Here is an 18,447-nt window from a genome sequence, read left to right on the forward strand (position 1 = left end):
TCCACAAACGAACTCATAAAATGAAAAAACCGCTACTCTTTACCCTCCTGTTGTTCACTGTATCCATTATAAACCTGTCCGCACAGACTGTAGAAGAAATCGTAGCGGCCATTGAAAAAGAGGGTACCGAAAATTCGCAATTGGAGGAATTGGCATATCAATTGATGGACCTAAACGGACCAAGATTGGTGGGTACACCCGAAATGAAATCGGCGCACGATTGGGCAGTAAACACGTATAAAAGTTGGGGTATCGACGCGGAAAACCAGCAATGGGGCACTTGGAAGGGTTGGCAACGTGGCATCACCCATGTGGATATGGTTTCGCCCAGAGTGGCCTCCTTACACGCCACTCAATTGGCTTGGAGCCCTAGTTCCGGGAAAAAAGGAGTAACGGCCGAGCTTATTACCCTACCAAAAATAAAGGATTCCATGGCATTTGCCCAATGGCTCCCAAATGTGAAAGGCAAAATCGTAATGGTAAGTATGATGCAGCCCACAGGTAGGCCAGACGATAATTGGGAAGAATTTGCCACCGAAGCTTCCTTTGCCAAAATGAAAGAGGAAAGGGAAGCGATGGAAAAAGCCTGGGACGAGAACATGAAAAATACCGGATACTCCAGTAGGACCATCAATAAGGCTTTAGAAGACGCGGGCGCAGTAGCCATAGCCCAATCCCGATGGTCACGTGGATTTGGGGCGAACAAAATTTTTAGTGCCGGAACCGATAAAATTCCCGTAGTGGACATATCTCTGGAAGATTATGGAATGTTGTATAGAATGGTAGAACACGGTGCAAAACCCCAGATCAAGATTATGGCCGAGTCCAAAGAACTTGGCGAAGTACCTACCTTTAATACCATCGCTACCATTCCCGGAACGGAACTTCCCGATGAATACGTAATCCTGTCCGCACATTTCGACTCTTGGGACGGAGCCACGGGAGCAACGGACAATGGCACCGGAACCATTACCATGTTGGAGGCCGCACGGATCCTACAAAAAGTATATCCCAACCCTAAAAGAACCATACTCATAGGTCATTGGGGCAGTGAGGAGCAAGGACTGAACGGTTCACGAGCTTTTGTGGAGGATAACCCAAAAATTGTAGAAGGACTACAGGCCTTGTTCAATCAGGACAACGGTACGGGAAGGGTCGTACGCATTTCCGGACAAGGATTTTTACATGCGTATGATTATTTGGGCCGATGGTTGGAAGCCGTTCCAGATGCCTACAAAAATGAAATTGAAACTACCTTTCCAGGAACTCCTGGAGGCGGCGGCTCAGATTATGCGTCCTTTGTAGCAGCTGGCGCACCAGCCTTTTCATTGAGTTCCCTAAGTTGGGCCTATTGGAACTACACTTGGCATACGAATTTGGATACCTATGACAAAATTGTTTTTGACGATGTTCGAAACAACGCCATCCTGACCGCCATCCTAACCTATATGGCCTGCGAGGACCCAGCGAAAACATCGCGTGAAAAAGCAGTTTTAGGTATTAATCCAAGGACTGGGGAGCAACGGGAATGGCCTAGCCCAAGAAGCCCCAATAGAAAAGGGGGATTGGATTAAAATCTATGTTTATTTCAGATATGCACCTATCTAGACAATAGTGCCGCTCGTATCGAACGGCTCCAAATTTCGTATCCAGCCTTGTTTAAATGGAGTCCGTCTGCCATATACAGTTCGGGTCGAGGTTTGTGGTCTTGGGATATCATCTGGCTAAAGACATCAATAAATTGGGCTCCGAGTTCATTAGAAACGTATTGTTTCAATAACCGATTGGTTTCCAGTATATCCGGGAGCATCTCCTGCCTTGTAATCGTGGGTTTTATGCTGATGATTGCCAAAGCTATGTTTGCATCCTTTGCCTTGATTTTTTGTACCAACCCCTTGCAGTCGGCTAAAACTGTTTGGGGTGATTTTCCTTCGCCCAAATCGTTCTCACCAGCATATAGTACAATCTTTTTTGGCTGTAAAGGTTCAAAGACCTCATCAAAATAATGGGCACACCAGGTGTAGTTGGAACCGCCAAAACCTAGGTTTAAGACATTCAAGGGAGTTAGGTCTTCCTTCATATGCACCCACAGCCTGATGGAAGAACTCCCATAAAAGACAACCAGGTTTTCTTGGTTTTCAAGGCTTCGGACCCTTCTTTTGAGTCGGTTTATCTGGTTGCGCCAGAAGTCGGACGGGTCTTCCCCGTCAAGATGTGATGTTTCAATTGTGTCAGGTTGAACCTTATCGGCAGACCTGTTAAACCCCAAATGTTTCCAAAAATCGGCAACTACCGATTTTAATCGCACTAGATACCCCATGCCACTTAAATCTTCTTTACAAAGGTACGATATACCTATTCGTATATGGATATATGACCATTTCATATAATTATCTATAAATAACATTTGTATCGAGGCACCCTACTGAAGCGAAATTCCTCTAACTAAAGGAGAGGTTTCCTTAAAAAAGCTTCACTCCTTGATTAGGGATGGGTGTTCCGCGACAGCAAAACGGGGAGGGTCGGGATAAGACTTTTCGTATTTGCTGGGATTCCGACTTTTGAACGGAAAATAAACACCAATTCATTATCTTCATAGCCCTAAAACCATCCGAAACCATGATACAAAAACTAAGCTGTCTCATCGCACTACTTTTTATTTTACCAACAACCTTAGAAGCCCAACGTAGAAAAAATAGAAATCAATCGGACTATATAAAAGTTCAAGACTCCATGTTCACTAGCCTAAAGTGGCGTAACATTGGCCCTTCAAGAGGTGGTAGAAGTGTAGCCTCCACTGGGGTCGTTGGTGAACCCATGACCTATTATATGGGAACAGTAGGCGGTGGCATCTACAAAACAACCGATGACGGACTTACTTGGAAAAATATTTCGGACGGCTTCCTAAAAACAGGTACCGTAGGTGCCATTGCCGTTGCGGAAAGCAACCCAAACATCGTATTTGCAGGTATGGGCGAACATGCGGCCCGGGGGGTGATGACCTCCATGGGCGATGGGGTCTACAAATCTACCGATGCCGGAAAAACATGGACCCATGTGGGCTTGGATGAAACCCGACATATTTCGGATGTGATCATTCACCCTACCAATCCAGACATTGTTTTTGTTGCTGCCCAAGGAGCCCAATACGGACCCAGTGCACAACGAGGCATCTATAAATCGGTGGATGGTGGTTTCACCTGGGAAAACGTTCTTTTTGTAGATAATAATACAGGAGCCTCCTCCCTATCCATGGATATGAAAAATCCCTTGATTCTGTATGCCGCCATGTGGGAACATAGACGTTATCCCTGGGTAATGGAATCGGGCGGGAAGAATTCGGGCATCTATAAGTCTACTGATGGCGGCTCGACATGGAAACAATTGAAAGAAGGACTTCCTAAAGAGATGGGGAAAATTGGCATCTCCGTTTCAAGGGCCAATCCGGAGAAAGTATTTGCCGTCATTGAGGCCGAAGGCGAAAAAGGCGGTGTGTACCGCTCCGATGATGCCGGTAAAAAATGGACGCAGGTGAACAAGGATCGTATCAACATTGCACGGGCTTGGTACTATATGGAAATTTTTGCAGATCCACAAAATGAAAACATAGTGTATGTCCTCAATGCCCCAGTGACCAAATCCATCGATGGCGGAAAGACCTTTACCCCCGTTCCTACCCCGCATGGGGACAACCATCACTTATGGATCCATCCCCATAACAACCAAATAATGATCAATTCCAATGATGGCGGTGCCAACATTTCAAACAACGGCGGTAAAAGTTGGAGTACCCAGGAGAACCAGACTACAGCACAATTCTATAGGGTAATCACTGATAATTTAGTCCCCTACAATGTGTACGGAGGGCAACAGGACAATTCTACCGTGGCCATCGCCTCCAGGACCAACGATTCCGGTATCGACTGGAAGGATTGGTATCCCGTGGCGGGAGGTGAGAGTGCCTTTTTGGCCTTTGATCCAAACGACCCAAAAATAATCTACGGAGGTACATACCAAGGTAATATCGACAAGTGGGACGCTGCGACCAAGGAATCCAAACCCATCAAACAATATCCGGAACTGGGTCTGAGCATTGCGCCAAAGGATGCGAAATATCGGTATAACTGGAATGCGCCCATCATTACGTCTCCCCATAACCGACAGACCATTTACCATGCAGGGAACGTGGTCTTTAAATCGACCGATGAGGGTATCAGCTGGACCGCCATCAGTCCGGACCTGACCAAAAACGAAACGGACAAGCATGGCCCTGGCGGAACGCCTTTTACCAATGAGGCCGCCGGTGGCGAAAATTACAACACCCTGACCTATTTGGTGGAATCCCCACATGAGGAAGGTGTACTATGGGCAGGCAGTGATGACGGACTTTTGCACATGACCAAAGACGGTGGTCAAAACTGGCAGAATGTAACCCCATCAGGAATTCCCGATGGCATTGTGAACAGCATTGAGGTTTCTCCCCATGACCCGGCCACCGCCTATGTGGTAGTAATGCGCTATAAGTCGATGGACCTCAATTCCTATATTTTCAAGACCACCGACTACGGCGCAACATGGGCCAAAATCGTGAACGGCATCACGGGAGAGCATACCTTTACCAGGGTCGTTCGCGAGGACAAAAAAGTAAAAGGCCTGCTTTATGCTGGTACCGAAACCGGACTTTTTATTTCACTCAACGACGGACAGAATTGGCAGCCTCTACAATTGAACTTGCCCATAGTGCCCATCAACGACCTCATTATCCATGACAATGACCTGGTAGCCGCCACGGCTGGAAGGGCCTTTTGGATTCTGGACGACCTATCGGCCTTACAAAACATACAGACCGTAAAGCAGGCCGTAACCGTTTTCCAACCCAAGGATACGTATTTATTTTTCGGTGGCTATAGTGAAAATCCAGGCCCAGGGGAAGGTTCCAACCCAAAAAGCGGCGTGACTTTCGATTACTATCTGGAAGAAAAACTGGATTCCACCGAACTGAAATTGGAGGTGTTGTACGACGGTAAGGTCATCCGCACCCTAACAAACCAAAAACCAAAAGATTTTAAATCTTGGCCGGGAGGACCCTCCAAACCGGAAGTACTTCCTTCCAAAAAAGGCTATAACCGATTCACATGGAATTTTAGAAGAGACCCTATTGTGGCCGTGGACAAGGTATTCGTTTTGGGAGGCGACCAAGGCGCGACCGTGGCCCCGGGAACCTACACGCTGCGTCTTTCCATGCCCGGAACCACTTCCGAAACGGAAGTCAAAATCTTGGCAAACCCAAACGTAAAGGCAACTCCGGCCGACTATGCAGAGCAACAGGAAATGTTGAACACCATTGATGAAACGGTCGTGGACATACACGAAGCCGTCAATGCAATGCGGTCTGCCAAGGCACAACTGGAAAATTATAAAAAGTTGTTGAAGGATACCGATAGTGCATCGGAGTTACTAAAACAAGGAGATTCCATTATGAAGAGGATTACCCAGTGGGAAGAAAAATTGATACAACCCAAGCAAAAAACGTTTCAGGATGTCATCAACTTTAAGAACCAGCTCAATGCGCAGCTTTTGACCCTAAAAGGCTATATAGACGTGGCCGAACCCAAGGTTACCCAAGGGGCCAAGGAACGCTACAATGATCTATTACAACTTTGGAAGGGATTAAAACAAGAGCAACAAACCATCATTCAAAAAGAAATGGCGGAGTACAATCAAACGTACCGTTCTTTGGAGCTTCCAGCTATTATTATGGAAGAATAAGGATAGAAATATATGGCCGATTTTATCTGCGACCAAACCTTCAAAGCGCAGGATTTCACCAAAACCCGTTTAAAGAAGGCGGAATATGAAAACTGTCGATTTGAGGGATGCGATTTTTCCAATGGTTTTTTAGACAACCAACACTTTATGGAGTGTACCTTTTTGGAATGCAACTTGAGCAACACCAACGTGGTCAATGCCATTTTTAAGGAAGTCCGCTTTGAGCATTGCAAGATGATGGGATTAAAGTTTGAGGACTGTAACGCTCTTTTTATGGACTTCCGTTTTGTGGACTGTACCTTGAATTATAGCTCCTTTTATGGCCTAACGCTGAAAGGGCTTCGTGTGGAGGACACTAAGCTCATTGGGGTGGATTTTACGGATTGTAACTTAACACAGGCCCAATTCGTACGTAGCAACCTTGAAAACGCCGTATTTCAAAACACCAACCTCTCCCAAGCAGATGTAAGCACTTCAACCAATATGATTATAGACCCGGAAATAAACGATTTGTCTAACTGTACGTTTTCTTTGGCAAACCTGCCCGGATTATTGACCAAACACAAAATAAAGGTAGTTTCCTAATGCTTTCCAAAGTCCATCATATTGCCATTATTTGTTCCGATTATGAAAAATCCAAGGAATTTTATACCCAATTTCTGGGATTGACCATTATAAATGAAACCTACCGAACCGAGCGGGATTCCTATAAACTGGATTTGGCCTTAAACGGGGATTATATCCTAGAACTTTTCTCCTTCCCCCAACCTCCAAAGCGTACTTCCAGACCGGAAGCTTGTGGATTGCGACATTTGGCCTTTCAAGTTGGGAGTATCGAAGAAATGGTCATCTATTGCAACCAAAACAATATTGCGGTAGAACCTATCCGAGTGGATGAAATCACCGGAAAAAAATTCACCTTCATCTCCGATCCTGACGATTTGCCCATTGAATTTTACGAGCAATAATTTTATCCATTTGTAAACGGATAATTGTTACCTTGTTGCAAACTAATCATATATGAAACTATTCTTGATTATTTGCTTGTTTCTTGTCCATTCCATAGGTGCACAGAACACCCTTTCTTGGGAAGAAGGAATGGAGTCGCCGGAAGCCACGCTCAAACATGTGGAATGGATGACCGGTCACTGGAAAGGGGAAGCTTTTGGCGGCATTACGGAGGAAATCTGGAGTCCGCCGTTGGGAGGAACCATGATGTTCTCCTTTAAATTGGTAGCGGAAGGCGCCGTAAGTTTTTATGAATTGGGGCACATCCGGGAATTGGACGGAACCTTGTTATTTCAACTGAAACATTTTGACGGTGACCTCTTCGGGTGGGAAGAAAAAGAAGAAACGGTAGACTTTAGGTTGGTGAAGCTTGAGGGAGACAGGGTCTATTTTGACGATTTCACTCTTGAAAGGATTTCGGACCAGGAAGTGAATCTATACGTTGTCATAGAGAATGAAGACGGCTCCCAAGAAGAGGTGCAGTTCAACTACAAAAGGCAATAGATGGCAAAAAGAAAGTGTCTGGAATGTGGGGCTGAAGTCATGGGCAGGGCGGACAAAAAATTCTGCAACGACTATTGCCGAAACGCATACAATAACAAATTCAATAAGGACAGTAAAAACCTCGTACGGAACATCAACAATCGCCTACGAAAAAATTACCGGGTGTTGGACAGTTTCAAACTTACGGACGGTAAAACAAAGACCACAAAAACCCGACTCATGGACAAGGGTTTTGATTTTGAGTACATCACCAATCTTTATACCACCAAAAAAGGAACCACCTACTTTTTTGTCTATGACTTGGGCTATCTGCCCTTGGACAATGATTTTTACATGATCGTAAAGCGGGAATAATAGTCACGAAAACCGCAAAAACAAAAAAATCCGAATCTATGAAAACACTAGTATCCGCAACATGGCTACATCAGCATATAGAAAAACCCAACCTGGTCATTCTAGATGCCAGTTCGGCGACCAATGGACAGACCATTCCAAAGGCTAGGTTCCTGGACCTGGATCATGCTTTTGTGGATACCTCCAGCCCATTTCCCAATACCGTTCCCAATCCAGAACAATTTGAGCTTGCATGTCAAAACCTGGGCATCGACAAGGATTCTGAAATTGTCGTGTTCGACAATAAGGGTATTTATACCAGTCCACGGGTTTGGTGGTTGTTCCAGCTTATGGGACATAGCAGCATTAGCGTTTTGGACGGTGGCCTGCCCGCCTGGATAGAAAATGGTTTTGAAACGGTTACGGAACATTTCAAGCCGACAAAAAAGGGAAATTTTAAGTCGGACTATCAAAAAGATATGGTGATTACCTTTGAGCAGATCAAGGCAAATATCGGGCAACAAAAATTTGTTGTTGTGGATGCGCGGTCGGCAGGAAGGTTCAATGGAACGGCGCCAGAACCCAGAAAACATTTAAAGAGTGGCAGTATACCAAATTCGGTAAATCTCCCTTTTGAGAATGTACTTGAAAATGGCAAATTCAAGTCTGCGGAAGATATCAAAAACCTGTTCCAAAGCATCTTCAAAGAACCCCAAGAGATGGTCTTTAGTTGTGGATCCGGCATTACTGCCAGTATCATTTTATTGGCCAGTGTTATCGGATATGAAAAAAGTCTAAAACTATATGACGGTTCCTGGACGGAATGGGCGGAATTGAACCAACTAACAACTGACAATAAATAGCACGTTTCAGGAAATAGCAAAACCCTTCAAAATTTCAATTTTCAAAAATTCCAAAACGATAGCATTATATTTTGCAGGTTCGTTGGCTAGTCTACATGCTGAAAACATAGCATTGGAACCCAAAAAAAATGCCTCCTTTCGGAAGCACCTTTATTAACTAACTTGGGTTAAAAATTTATTTCCAATTGTGGCCGCTCAGTTTTAGGGCCGCAATGACGATGTCCTTTCTACTGATCTGGCCCACCAAGATACCGTTTCGCATCACGGGTAGTCTTCTTCTGTTATGCTGGGCAAAAATACCGGCAGCATCGAATATTGAAATATCATCGGGGATGGTTTCCACATTTTTTGTCATGAAGTTCTCAACGTTCTTTTCCAAAATAGGCTGATTAAAATAGCGGCTCTCGGAAATTTGCTTCATACAATCGGCCTCTGATATGATGCCCACCAAAAAACCGTTATCGTCCAACACAGGACCACCCGAAATATGATGCTTCGCGAATTTTTCCATGACCTCCAAAATCGACTGATCCGGCCTAAAGGTCACCAATTTGGTAGTCATGTAATCGGCCACCAATATAGGGGCCTCAAATTCCTTTTTAACGGTCTTCCTGATTCCTTGAAAGCTTTTGATTCCCATGAGTATATATTTAGCGGTTGATTAATAAATATATTAAAAAAAAGTTAATATGGTAAAAAAAATAGATGAATGGTTGCATCTCTTTAATATTTAATAATTTTAGACAGAACCGATAACCAATGAAAAAGACATCCTCCGTACTTATTTTGCTCCTCTTGACGTTGGCCGTGTATTGGAGCATTGCTTCACTAATGCCCACATATTCCGCGGATATAGACCTTGAGAGGGATAGCTTTTCCACAGATAGGGCCTTGGCCCAAGTGGAAGCCATTTCCAGGGAACCCCACGGGGTTGGATTTCCCGCACATCAAAAAGTACGTTCCTATATCGTTTCCCAATTGGAAAAGATGGGCTTGCAGACCCAACTACAATCGGGGTATACCTCCGGGGACTGGGCAAACCTTAGTAAGGCTACCAATATTCTGGCCAGAATCAAAGGAACGGGCAAAGGCAAGGCCCTGTTATTGTTGAGCCATTATGATAGCAGTCCGCATTCCTCCTTAGGCGCCAGCGATGCCGCTAGTGGGGTTGCCACCATTTTGGAAGGGGTTAGGGCCTTTTTGGCAAAAAACGAACCCCCTAAAAACGATATTATCATCCTAATTTCCGATGCCGAGGAGTTGGGCCTTAACGGTGCCGATTTGTTCGTAAGGGAACATCCATGGGCCAAGGACGTTGGATTGGTCATCAATTTTGAGGCACGTGGCAGCGGTGGCCCCGGGATTATGCTGTTGGAAACGAACCGTGGCAACTATAATTTGATCAAGGAGTTTACAAAGGCAAATCCGCAATATCCGGTAGCCAACTCACTTTCCTATAGTATTTACAAGTTGTTACCCAACGATACGGACCTAACCGTGTTTCGGGAAAAAGCGGATATCGATGGATTTAATTTTGCCTTCATAGACGACCATTTTGACTACCATACAGCCAAGGATACTTATGAGCGATTGGATAAGAATACCCTTGCCCACCAAGGCAGTTATCTAAGTGCCTTATTGGACCATTTTAGCAACTTGGATTTGAGAACGGTGCGCAGTTTGAAAGATTCCGTCTATTTCAATGTTCCCATTTTTAAAATGGTCTCCTATCCATTTGAATGGATTTGGCCTATGCTCTATTTAGGAATGGCCCTTTTTATTGGGTTGTTGGTATTGGGCATACAAAAAAAAGCCCTGAACGGAAAGGACATCCTTAAAGGTTTTGTCCCCATGCTATTGGCCCTGGTTATCAACGGAATCGTTGGGTACTTTTCATGGGGCGTACTAAAATCAATATATCCGGCCTACGCGGATATCCTGCACGGCTTTACGTATAACGGCCATGCGTACATCCTTGTTTTTGTTTTTTTCTCCTTGAGCATCTGTTTCTACGCCTATCACAAATTTCAGTTGGTTAAAACCCCCAATCTGTTGATTGCGCCCCTGTTTCTATGGTTGGTGATTTGCGGTCTCCTTTGTTTCTATTTGAACGGTGCGGCATTTTTCATCATTCCCGTTTATGCCAGTTTAGCGGCCCTTTATATCCTTATCAATCAAAAGAGTCCTAACGGATTCTTATTGTTGTTCTTGGGCTTGCCGGCTATTTTTATTTTTGCACCCTTCATCCAACTTTTCCCTATTGCACTAGGACTCAAAATGATGGTCGCGAGCACGGTATTCACCACGTTGACCTTCTTTCTGTTGCTACCCTTGATCATACGGTTACGGAACAAAAGGGGCTTGGCATTTTTGAGTTTTTTGTTGTTCCTGGGCTTCTTTGTATCGGCGCATATGAATTCCGGTTTTAATGCCGATACTCCAAAACCCACCAGTTTATTGTATGTATGGGATGTGGATAAAAATGAGAGTCGCTGGGCCACGTATGAAAAGGTGCTATCGGAATGGACACAACAGTATATAGGCGACACCAAGACCCGGCCGCAGAATCTGGCCGAAAATACGATCAGCAGCAAGTACGGATCAGGATTTAGTTATATAGCCGATGCCCCAACGAAGGAGGTCGCCCCGCCGATCATCGAGGTACTATCGGATACCGTTATGGGCACCAATCGGTCTATAAAAATTCAAGTAATGCCCCAACGAAATGTAAACCGATTGGAAGTCTTTACCAACGACACCCCCATTAATAAGGCCATTGTGAACGGTATTGCACTTTCCGATTTCTATCTGAAGGAACGAAGGAACGGAAAATTGGTGACCCACTACATCAGCGATAACGATACGACAAAGCTAGCCCTTGAGTATCCGGTGGAAGCAACACTTGAACTTACCTTTTACGAGGCAAGCAATGACCTGTTGAACAATCCACAGTTTACGATCCCGAAACGGCCAGAAGACAACATCCCGATGCCCTTCGTGCTGAACGATGCCATATTAACCATCCAAAAAATGAAGTTTGAGTAAGGTAATAGGAGTCATAGGCTGCGGTTGGTTGGGACTTCCCTTGGCCAAATCGCTCGTAAAAAAGGGTTATAAAGTAAAGGGTACCACTACCTCCAAGGAAAAATTGGAAACCCTTTCCACAGAGGGTATTGCACCGTTCCTGGTAGAAGTTTCCGAACATGAAATACAGGGAGATATCTTGGAATTCCTAAATGGGACGGACACGCTAGTGGTTAACATTCCTCCAAAACTTAGGGGCAAGGGACCTAAAGAGAACTATGTGCGTAAGATAGAACTGTTGGTAGCCAACATATCGACCTCGGCTGTTCGCGAGGTGCTTTTTGTGAGCAGTACATCGGTGTATGGTGACGGTCAAGGGGAAGTGGATGAGGAAACCATCCCTGTGCCTACATCGGAAGCCGGCAAACAGCTTTTGGCCACCGAAGAACTACTAAAGGAACACACACTTTTTAAAACGACCATCCTCCGGTTTGCGGGACTTATCGGTCCGGACAGACATCCCATATATATGCTATCGGGCAGAACGAACCTTTCTGGAGGTAATGCCCCGGTCAACCTCATCCATCTGGAGGATTGCATCGGCATCATGACTTCCATAATACAGAATAATTTGTGGGGCGAAACAATTAACGGAGTCTATCCAGCCCACCCAACAAAGAAATCCTACTATACCCAAAAGGCCCATGAGAAGGGATTAAATCCACCCAATTATGATACAAGTGATACTGAAAATCCTAAAATAATCACTTCTTGTAATCCTTTTATTACTAAAATTTACGTTTTTTCTACTTCTATCTGATTCATTTTCACCACAATTTTTGAGACTTTCACAACAAATTCGTCGAATTTTTGTTAATAAAATGTTGATTTTTAAATCGTTATCGATGAAATAAATAACTTAGAGTAAACAATAAAACAATATATCATGAAAAATTCTAAGCTTAACGAAGGGATTATCATGGAGTTGGAACGCTTGATCGCACAAAGCTGCGGGGACGAGCGAAAATGCAGGAAGTTTACACAGCTACATGTAGCATTGCTCAAAAAATACTACAATGCCGCCTATGTTTCCATAGACTATCACAGAAGACGCATAAAAATGGACGTTCTTATGGATGATGCTTCCTATAGTCCGGGAAAGATAAATCTCAACCTACCTGTCTTGCACATCAATCTTTTGTTCGGGAACTTGAAGACCTTCCTGCGCGCTTGTATCGATAGGGACCAAAAAAGTCTGGGATTCTATGCCCAGTTGTTGAACAACTTTAGGCAAAAGGAAAAGACCTATTCATTGGTGTAAGATACCCGTAGACAAAATAACCAGGAGCTATTAAAGAGTCGAATCCCGTGTCATCCTGAGGCTGTCCAAATCGTATTTCCCATAGAAAAGGGCCATTGGTTTGGACAATCTCAAGCTTGCTATCCATGGAATTATGGACTTTTTAGACTGCCTATTTTCTTTTGCACACAATTAAAGCTTTCGTTAACAAGTTCATTCGGAATAATTTAATAGTTTAGCGCACCAAAAAATAATCAAAAGAGTGATGAAAAAATTAGTTATGGTGCTTGTGTTGACCGTAGGTCTTTATGGGACGGCACAGACCAAAAGTGAGCTTCAAAAACATTATGAGGAATTTTATAACCAAATGAGGTTACAAGGGGATGTAGATGGCGTTATCAATGCCCTTACCCACCTGAACGTGCTATCTCCTTCCAAGGAACGTATGGATACCCTCGCCTATATCTACGCCAACGACAACCAGCACTTACAGGCTCTTAATACCATAGGGATTGAAAAATTGGATACCGATTCCGATCTGGCCGTTCAAGTGAAGGCAATATCCTTAAAAGCATTGAACCAGCCCAAAAGGGCCTTGGAACAGTTTGAAGTACTGTACCAAAGAAACCCAAATCCATATCTGGCCTATGAATTGGCCGATCTAAAGATTCAGGTAGGTGACAACGCTGGTGCATCGACCAATATTGAATATGGGATTACTAATTCCAAGGACGATATGCGCTATGCCTTTTATGAGCGCCAACAACCCTATGATGTTCCCTTAAAGGCCGCATTCCTTCATTTGAAGGGACTGGTACAATTCAATACCGACAAAGAAAATATCGATACCGCCATAGCTATCATAGACGAAGCCTTGGCCATTGATCCCAACTTTAACTTGGCCAGTTTGAGCAAGCAGGCACTGACCGCAAGAAAACAAGCACCTACAGAAGAACCAAAGCAATAGTATCGCTTAGAAATAAAGCAAGACCGTTTGAGAACTATACCCTTGAACGGTCTTTTCTTTTTGGCTACCTTCCTGTTACATTTGGATGCCCTACAGGCGAAAGGTCGCTACACAAGTCAATACATAGTTTCTTGGTCCGAACCTTAAAGCTAAAATTCTGGTTTCTAGCTAAATAAGGTTTTGGGGATTCCTTTAATATAATTGGTTGACCGTTTTGGATTGCCTAGGAATCTGAAGAATCCATAGCTGTGGTAATTGAACCTACATTGGGGTTGGTACGTTGCCCAATGCAGGGCATCCCGTGTTTCAGTAATTTCTAATTTCCATTGCCTGTTGAGTTTTTAAGACGAATGCCCACAAAATCAATGGGCACTAGAGCTCGTCAGTCTCCATTAATTCTGCCGGTAGGGTATTGTTTACCGTGACATTAAATTGATCCCTTAAGGCATTGTAGGCGGTAATGAGTTCCTTGATGGAGACTTCCGGGTTCAAGCGATATTCCAAATCGCCCTTTGTCTTCAAAATATAGGTTTTAACGACCTTCTGTCTCCCCTTTATTTGCGGAATATTGAACTCGGCAGGATATTCACTATTTTCCAACGCCTTTTGCTTTTCCACTAAATCCTCAATGACCAATACCAGGTCTTCCCTAGTATCTATGGTATAGATGCGTTCAAAACCTTGATGAAACATACTGTAGTCCTTCCACCCGTCAAGAATAGCTTTGGCCTTGGCGTTCACTGATATGACTTTTGGCAATTCGTTGGCCATGGCCCCAAAACTGGATTCCTCCACGATGGCCGTCTCTTGCACCCCCTCTTTACAGGAGACCAAAATCAACAGCAATACAAGAAAATACCCGAATTTTTGCATAGATCGAAGGTACACATTTTAAGAAAAGGTATCTTTACCCATTAGGTCATTTAACTTCATTTTTAATGGAAAAATACATTTTGATTATTGGTGCCTGCGGACAGATCGGAACGGAACTCACACTCACTTTGCGGGAACGCTATGGGGATGACCGTGTCATTGCCAGTGACATCCGCGAGGGTAGCGATAGTTTGATGCACTCTGGACCTTTTGAGATCCTGGACGCCACCAACTATGATGCCCTGGAAGAGGTGGTAGCCTACTATGACATCAGCGAGGTCTATTTAATGGCCGCCATGCTAAGTGCCACGGCCGAAAAATTCCCCATGCGCGCCTGGAACCTCAACATGAACTCCCTTTTCAACGTGTTGAACCTGGCCAAGGAAAAGAAGATCAACAAGGTCTTTTGGCCGTCCAGTATCGCCGTATTCGGGCCCACAACGCCCAAGGACCATACACCACAACATACCATCATGGAACCCAGTACCGTCTATGGTATCAGTAAACAGTCCGGGGAACGGTGGTGCGAATATTATTTTAAGAAGTTCAATGTGGATGTGCGCAGTCTACGTTATCCAGGACTCATCAGCTGGAAGACCATGCCCGGTGGCGGTACCACTGACTATGCCGTGGAAATCTATCACAAGGCCTTAAGCCAAGGGTGTTATTCCTGTTTCTTAAAGCAGGATACCATGCTTCCCATGATGTTCATGGACGATGCCATTAGGGCAACCTTGGAATTGATGGAAGCAGATGCTGAAAACATTAAAGTACGCTCTGCCTATAACTTGGCCGCCATGAGTTTTGACCCAGAGGAAATGGCCCGAAGCATTCAAAAGCATCTTCCTGATTTTAACATTGACTATGAACCTGATTTTAGACAGCTCATTGCCGATTCTTGGCCCAAAAGTATAGACGATTCCCACGCCCAAAATGATTGGAACTGGAAGCCGGAATTTGATTTGGACCGCACTACGGAAACCATGCTGGAGAATTTAAAATCCTAGAGGTTAATTAAAGGATTTCCGAAACTCCCTAGGTGAAAAGCTGGTTTTGGTCTTAAAGAGTTTGCTAAAAGACTGCGGGTGCTCAAAACCCAGTTCATAGGCAATTTCACTTACTGATAATGTTGTCGTAGAAAGTTTTAGTTTGGCCCGTTCCACCAATTTTTCATGAATATGCTGTTGGGCATTCAATCCTGTCAAATGCTTTAATGTACTGCTAAGATAGTTAGGAGATACATGTAATGCCTCGGCTACAAAGTTCACGGTAGGCAAACCTTTCACTTGAGCTTTCCTCTCAAAAAAATCCTTTACCACCTCTTCAAAACGGGAAAGAATTTCATGGTTCTGCTGTTTCCGAGTGATAAACTGTCTTTCATAAAATCGTTGGGCATAATTGAGTAGCAGCTGAATCTGGGAAATAATAATATCCTGACTAAACCGATCCATATTGGCCTGATATTCCTGTTTGATATTTCTAAAAATCTCCGCCACGACTTTTTCCTCCTTCTCGGAAAGGAAGAGGGCTTCGGTCAAAGAATAATCAAAAAATTCATAGTTTTTAATGGTATTGGCCAACGGCGTATTCCAAAGGAAATCCGGATGGATCAGCAATATCCATCCAGAAGGTTCCTTGTTTTTATCCTTTTCTACATAGTTGATGTTGAGAATCTGATTGGGAGCAAAAAAAGACATCAATCCTTCATCAAAATCATACTCCTGTTGCCCATACCTATATTTTCCGGGTACATCTTTTTTCAGCGCGATGGAATAATAGCCCTGTAACCAACTTACATGGTGGTTTTCAGGGGTGTGGATAATAGAACTATAATCTACCACGCTAATCAATGGATGTTCCGGTTTTGGTAACTGACGAATTTTATGAAACTCGCTAATGGAATCGATACGATGTACAGGCTTGTTCTCCATTGCTTCAATTATAGCATGGTTCCACCAGAGGCTTCAATGCGTTGTCCATTGATCCATCGAGCATCCTCCGTACATAAAAAAGCGACCAATCCTCCAATATCTTCCGGTTCCCCTACTCTTCCCAATGCCGTAACACTGGACACCATTTTTCGTTTTTGTTCGTTGGTCTTGTTCTCACCGTTCCCAAAATCTGTAGCTACCGCACCCGGTGCCACAACGTTGGCCCTGATTTTTCTATCGCCCAATTCCTTGGCAAGGTAACGGGTAAAGACCTCCACACCACCCTTCATGGACGCGTAGGCCGAGGATTTGGGAAAGGTGAATCGAGCCAATCCAGAAGAAATATTAATAATACCTCCACCATCGTTCAAGTATTTTAGGGCTTTTTGGGTCAGGAAGTACACCCCTTTTAAATGAATGTTCATCATCTCGTCAAAAACTTCCTCGGTGGTTTCCAAAAATGGTTTGTAAATGCCCGTTCCGGCATTGTTGATGAGAAAGTCGAAGTGGCTGCTCCCCATAGTTTCTTTAAGTCCCTCTTCCAATTGGCCATAAAAGGCATCAAAAGTGGAAATATCGCTTGTGTCCAATTGCAGGGCAAAAGATTTTATCCCATATTTTATAACCTGTGCTACGACGTTCTCCGCAGCATCCCTATTGGTATGATAGGTTATCACCACGTCCAAACCTTTTTTAGCTATCTGCAAGGCCATATCCTTACCCAGTCCCCTACTTCCTCCTGTAATTACTGCAATTTTATTCGTACCCATAATGTCATTGTTTTTGTTTTAACAAAGTTCGGCAGGTTTCTCCCGTAAAACGTATCCAAATCCATGGATAATGAAGCCAAATCCGTTTCTTCATCTTAATCACCTCTAAAGATAAACCCTTTGTTCTTTCAGAGCTAGTAGTCAAATACCGACTTGGAAATGGGGATGCTCTGAAAAATATCCGATCACATCCTTAATTTCCTATTTATTATTTTTTGTGTCCTGGTTCCCAAATTAGTCTTAGGAAAGAGCTTAATCGTTCATTTTCCCGACTTACAGGAATTCCACCAACGATACCGATCATAAGATTATCGGCAATACCCAATCTCATCTGAGGTCGTATAGTCATATCAAAATCACTTCGGCCCATGGTTTTATTAAACTCCACTCCAATAAAATTTCGGGTACCCGTTATCATATAATGAAAACTGGTATTGATGTCGTACGTGGTGTGAAACTTTTGGGTTTCAAAATTTTGCGCTATCATGGGACCTGTATAGATAAGGGAATGAATATTGGTTCCCCATCGCTTTGCAATAACCAAAAAAGGGTTATAGACATTTCCGGAAATAAAGGGCGCCCCAAAATTTCTAAAGTTGGACAGTTCAAATTCATTGATGTATCCCAAAGCCATAGAAGTGGCCATAGGTTCGCTCACAAAAAAAGACCATTGCGCAGCTATTTTGATACTGTTTAATTTGTTGGAAGGCAACGAATCCCTTTGAGTGCCGTTTAGGGGCGAATAAAAAGTGAAAGGTAGTTCAACTTCCAAACCTAACCTATCCATGGGGGCCCATTCGTACTCGATCAATGCCTCATAGGAATCGAACCTTAAATTATCTGTAAGTCCAAATCCCAAGTTCCATTCCTTTTCGCCTTTTCTGGCGCCCAAATCACGGATAAGGTCAATATAAAGCGGTTCCGCATGCAACACCTTGCCGGGTTCCTTTAGGCCTTCTACTTGATGAATATATATGCTGTCTTTTTCGATATTTGAAATTTGGGCCATGCCGGTGGCCGAAAGTGCCCATACGCAGATGAACACTACTAACTTTCGTGTTTGCATTTTTAATTTGTTAAAGCATTAGAAATTAATCCCATATCG

The 18,447-nt window shown here is 43.8% G+C and carries 18 protein-coding genes; 12 read left to right on the top strand and 6 right to left on the bottom strand.

The window, feature by feature from the left end; genetic code table 11:
* Nucleotides 1-20: 20 nt before the first annotated feature.
* A complete protein-coding gene (locus tag DZC72_RS03820; protein ID WP_125221552.1) occupies nucleotides 21-1,574 on the top strand; it encodes a M20/M25/M40 family metallo-hydrolase in 1,554 nt (517 codons plus the stop codon).
* A gap of 26 nt (nucleotides 1,575-1,600) precedes the next feature.
* Here DZC72_RS03820 and DZC72_RS03825 read toward each other — a convergent pair whose 3' ends face one another.
* The gene (locus DZC72_RS03825) at nucleotides 1,601-2,386 is read right to left on the bottom strand and encodes an SGNH/GDSL hydrolase family protein (protein ID WP_243641637.1); all 786 of its coding nucleotides are present in this window, start codon (nucleotides 2,384-2,386) and stop codon (nucleotides 1,601-1,603) included.
* A 233-nt stretch (nucleotides 2,387-2,619) separates the two neighbouring features.
* On the opposite strand from DZC72_RS03825, the gene DZC72_RS03830 reads away from it, so the two are divergent.
* From DZC72_RS03830 to DZC72_RS03855, 6 genes are read left to right on the top strand one after another with little or no spacing between them, the layout of a single operon-like run.
* Entirely contained in the window at nucleotides 2,620-5,769 is a 3,150-nt protein-coding gene (locus tag DZC72_RS03830) for a VPS10 domain-containing protein (protein ID WP_125221554.1), read from the top strand.
* A gap of 12 nt (nucleotides 5,770-5,781) precedes the next feature.
* Nucleotides 5,782-6,354: a pentapeptide repeat-containing protein gene (locus DZC72_RS03835; RefSeq protein ID WP_125221555.1), complete on the top strand. Its 573-nt coding sequence runs from the start codon at nucleotides 5,782-5,784 to the stop codon at nucleotides 6,352-6,354.
* Nucleotides 6,354-6,737 (top strand): SMU1112c/YaeR family gloxylase I-like metalloprotein, encoded by a 384-nt coding sequence (gene gloA2, locus DZC72_RS03840; RefSeq protein ID WP_125221556.1) that lies wholly within the window; start codon nucleotides 6,354-6,356, stop codon nucleotides 6,735-6,737. Before DZC72_RS03835 ends, gloA2 begins: the two co-directional genes overlap by 1 nt.
* Before the next feature lie 52 nt (nucleotides 6,738-6,789).
* Nucleotides 6,790-7,281 carry a DUF6265 family protein gene (locus DZC72_RS03845; protein WP_125221557.1) on the top strand — a complete coding sequence of 164 codons (492 nt, stop codon included), beginning with the start codon at nucleotides 6,790-6,792 and terminating at the stop codon, nucleotides 7,279-7,281.
* Nucleotides 7,282-7,635 carry a hypothetical protein gene (locus DZC72_RS03850; protein WP_125221558.1) on the top strand — a complete coding sequence of 118 codons (354 nt, stop codon included), beginning with the start codon at nucleotides 7,282-7,284 and terminating at the stop codon, nucleotides 7,633-7,635.
* 38 nt (nucleotides 7,636-7,673) lie between these two features.
* A complete protein-coding gene (locus DZC72_RS03855; protein WP_125221559.1) occupies nucleotides 7,674-8,477 on the top strand; it encodes a sulfurtransferase in 804 nt (267 codons plus the stop codon).
* Between the two features lie 175 nt (nucleotides 8,478-8,652).
* Here the strand turns inward: DZC72_RS03855 and DZC72_RS03860 are convergent, their stop codons facing one another.
* Nucleotides 8,653-9,117, bottom strand: coding sequence for a CBS domain-containing protein (locus tag DZC72_RS03860; RefSeq protein ID WP_125221560.1), 465 nt, complete (start codon nucleotides 9,115-9,117; stop codon nucleotides 8,653-8,655).
* Nucleotides 9,118-9,236: 119 nt separating this feature from the next.
* Between DZC72_RS03860 and DZC72_RS03865 the strand changes: the two genes are divergently transcribed.
* The 4 genes from DZC72_RS03865 to DZC72_RS03880 all read left to right on the top strand — a co-directional run bounded on the left by DZC72_RS03865 (nucleotide 9,237) and on the right by DZC72_RS03880 (nucleotide 13,768).
* Complete coding sequence (locus DZC72_RS03865) at nucleotides 9,237-11,522, top strand: M28 family peptidase (protein WP_125221561.1); 2,286 nt, start codon at nucleotides 9,237-9,239, stop codon at nucleotides 11,520-11,522.
* Nucleotides 11,515-12,321 (top strand): SDR family oxidoreductase, encoded by an 807-nt coding sequence (locus DZC72_RS03870; RefSeq protein WP_125221562.1) that lies wholly within the window; start codon nucleotides 11,515-11,517, stop codon nucleotides 12,319-12,321. Before DZC72_RS03865 ends, DZC72_RS03870 begins: the two co-directional genes overlap by 8 nt.
* A gap of 126 nt (nucleotides 12,322-12,447) precedes the next feature.
* Nucleotides 12,448-12,822: a hypothetical protein gene (locus DZC72_RS03875; RefSeq protein ID WP_125221563.1), complete on the top strand. Its 375-nt coding sequence runs from the start codon at nucleotides 12,448-12,450 to the stop codon at nucleotides 12,820-12,822.
* Nucleotides 12,823-13,066: 244 nt separating this feature from the next.
* A complete protein-coding gene (locus DZC72_RS03880; protein WP_125221564.1) occupies nucleotides 13,067-13,768 on the top strand; it encodes a tetratricopeptide repeat protein in 702 nt (233 codons plus the stop codon).
* Between the two features lie 372 nt (nucleotides 13,769-14,140).
* Here DZC72_RS03880 and DZC72_RS03885 read toward each other — a convergent pair whose 3' ends face one another.
* On the bottom strand, nucleotides 14,141-14,641 hold the full coding sequence (locus tag DZC72_RS03885) for a hypothetical protein (protein WP_125221565.1): 501 nt from the start codon (nucleotides 14,639-14,641) through the stop codon (nucleotides 14,141-14,143).
* A 65-nt stretch (nucleotides 14,642-14,706) separates the two neighbouring features.
* On the opposite strand from DZC72_RS03885, the gene DZC72_RS03890 reads away from it, so the two are divergent.
* Nucleotides 14,707-15,648, top strand: a complete 942-nt coding sequence (locus DZC72_RS03890) for an NAD-dependent epimerase/dehydratase family protein (protein ID WP_125221566.1) — start codon at nucleotides 14,707-14,709, stop codon at nucleotides 15,646-15,648.
* Nucleotides 15,649-15,651: 3 nt separating this feature from the next.
* Here DZC72_RS03890 and DZC72_RS03895 read toward each other — a convergent pair whose 3' ends face one another.
* The 3 genes from DZC72_RS03895 to DZC72_RS03905 form a co-directional block, all read right to left on the bottom strand.
* A complete protein-coding gene (locus DZC72_RS03895; protein ID WP_125221567.1) occupies nucleotides 15,652-16,572 on the bottom strand; it encodes a helix-turn-helix domain-containing protein in 921 nt (306 codons plus the stop codon).
* An 8-nt stretch (nucleotides 16,573-16,580) separates the two neighbouring features.
* Nucleotides 16,581-17,342 (bottom strand): SDR family oxidoreductase, encoded by a 762-nt coding sequence (locus DZC72_RS03900; protein WP_125221568.1) that lies wholly within the window; start codon nucleotides 17,340-17,342, stop codon nucleotides 16,581-16,583.
* Between the two features lie 208 nt (nucleotides 17,343-17,550).
* Complete coding sequence (locus tag DZC72_RS03905) at nucleotides 17,551-18,351, bottom strand: HAEPLYID family protein (protein WP_243641696.1); 801 nt, start codon at nucleotides 18,349-18,351, stop codon at nucleotides 17,551-17,553.
* Between the last annotated feature and the right edge of the window lie 96 nt (nucleotides 18,352-18,447).

The sequence above is a fragment of the Maribacter algicola genome, assembly GCF_003933245.1.
Classification (GTDB): Bacteria; Bacteroidota; Bacteroidia; order Flavobacteriales; family Flavobacteriaceae; genus Maribacter; species Maribacter algicola.

What these genes read in the sequence shown, in the direction of transcription:
- DZC72_RS03900 (WP_125221568.1), bottom strand. Translation starts at nt 17,342, where the DNA reads ATGGGTACGAATAAAATTGCAGTAATTACAGGAGGAAGTAGGGGACTG.
- DZC72_RS03830 (WP_125221554.1), top strand. Translation starts at nt 2,620, where the DNA reads ATGATACAAAAACTAAGCTGTCTCATCGCACTACTTTTTATTTTACCA.
- DZC72_RS03820 (WP_125221552.1), top strand. Translation starts at nt 21, where the DNA reads ATGAAAAAACCGCTACTCTTTACCCTCCTGTTGTTCACTGTATCCATT.
- DZC72_RS03850 (WP_125221558.1), top strand. Translation starts at nt 7,282, where the DNA reads ATGGCAAAAAGAAAGTGTCTGGAATGTGGGGCTGAAGTCATGGGCAGG.
- DZC72_RS03855 (WP_125221559.1), top strand. Translation starts at nt 7,674, where the DNA reads ATGAAAACACTAGTATCCGCAACATGGCTACATCAGCATATAGAAAAA.
- gloA2 (WP_125221556.1), top strand. Translation starts at nt 6,354, where the DNA reads ATGCTTTCCAAAGTCCATCATATTGCCATTATTTGTTCCGATTATGAA.
- DZC72_RS03825 (WP_243641637.1), bottom strand. Translation starts at nt 2,386, where the DNA reads ATGAAATGGTCATATATCCATATACGAATAGGTATATCGTACCTTTGT.
- DZC72_RS03860 (WP_125221560.1), bottom strand. Translation starts at nt 9,117, where the DNA reads ATGGGAATCAAAAGCTTTCAAGGAATCAGGAAGACCGTTAAAAAGGAA.
- DZC72_RS03865 (WP_125221561.1), top strand. Translation starts at nt 9,237, where the DNA reads ATGAAAAAGACATCCTCCGTACTTATTTTGCTCCTCTTGACGTTGGCC.
- DZC72_RS03880 (WP_125221564.1), top strand. Translation starts at nt 13,067, where the DNA reads ATGAAAAAATTAGTTATGGTGCTTGTGTTGACCGTAGGTCTTTATGGG.
- DZC72_RS03875 (WP_125221563.1), top strand. Translation starts at nt 12,448, where the DNA reads ATGAAAAATTCTAAGCTTAACGAAGGGATTATCATGGAGTTGGAACGC.
- DZC72_RS03895 (WP_125221567.1), bottom strand. Translation starts at nt 16,572, where the DNA reads ATGGAGAACAAGCCTGTACATCGTATCGATTCCATTAGCGAGTTTCAT.
- DZC72_RS03890 (WP_125221566.1), top strand. Translation starts at nt 14,707, where the DNA reads ATGGAAAAATACATTTTGATTATTGGTGCCTGCGGACAGATCGGAACG.
- DZC72_RS03835 (WP_125221555.1), top strand. Translation starts at nt 5,782, where the DNA reads ATGGCCGATTTTATCTGCGACCAAACCTTCAAAGCGCAGGATTTCACC.
- DZC72_RS03845 (WP_125221557.1), top strand. Translation starts at nt 6,790, where the DNA reads ATGAAACTATTCTTGATTATTTGCTTGTTTCTTGTCCATTCCATAGGT.
- DZC72_RS03885 (WP_125221565.1), bottom strand. Translation starts at nt 14,641, where the DNA reads ATGCAAAAATTCGGGTATTTTCTTGTATTGCTGTTGATTTTGGTCTCC.
- DZC72_RS03905 (WP_243641696.1), bottom strand. Translation starts at nt 18,351, where the DNA reads ATGGCCCAAATTTCAAATATCGAAAAAGACAGCATATATATTCATCAA.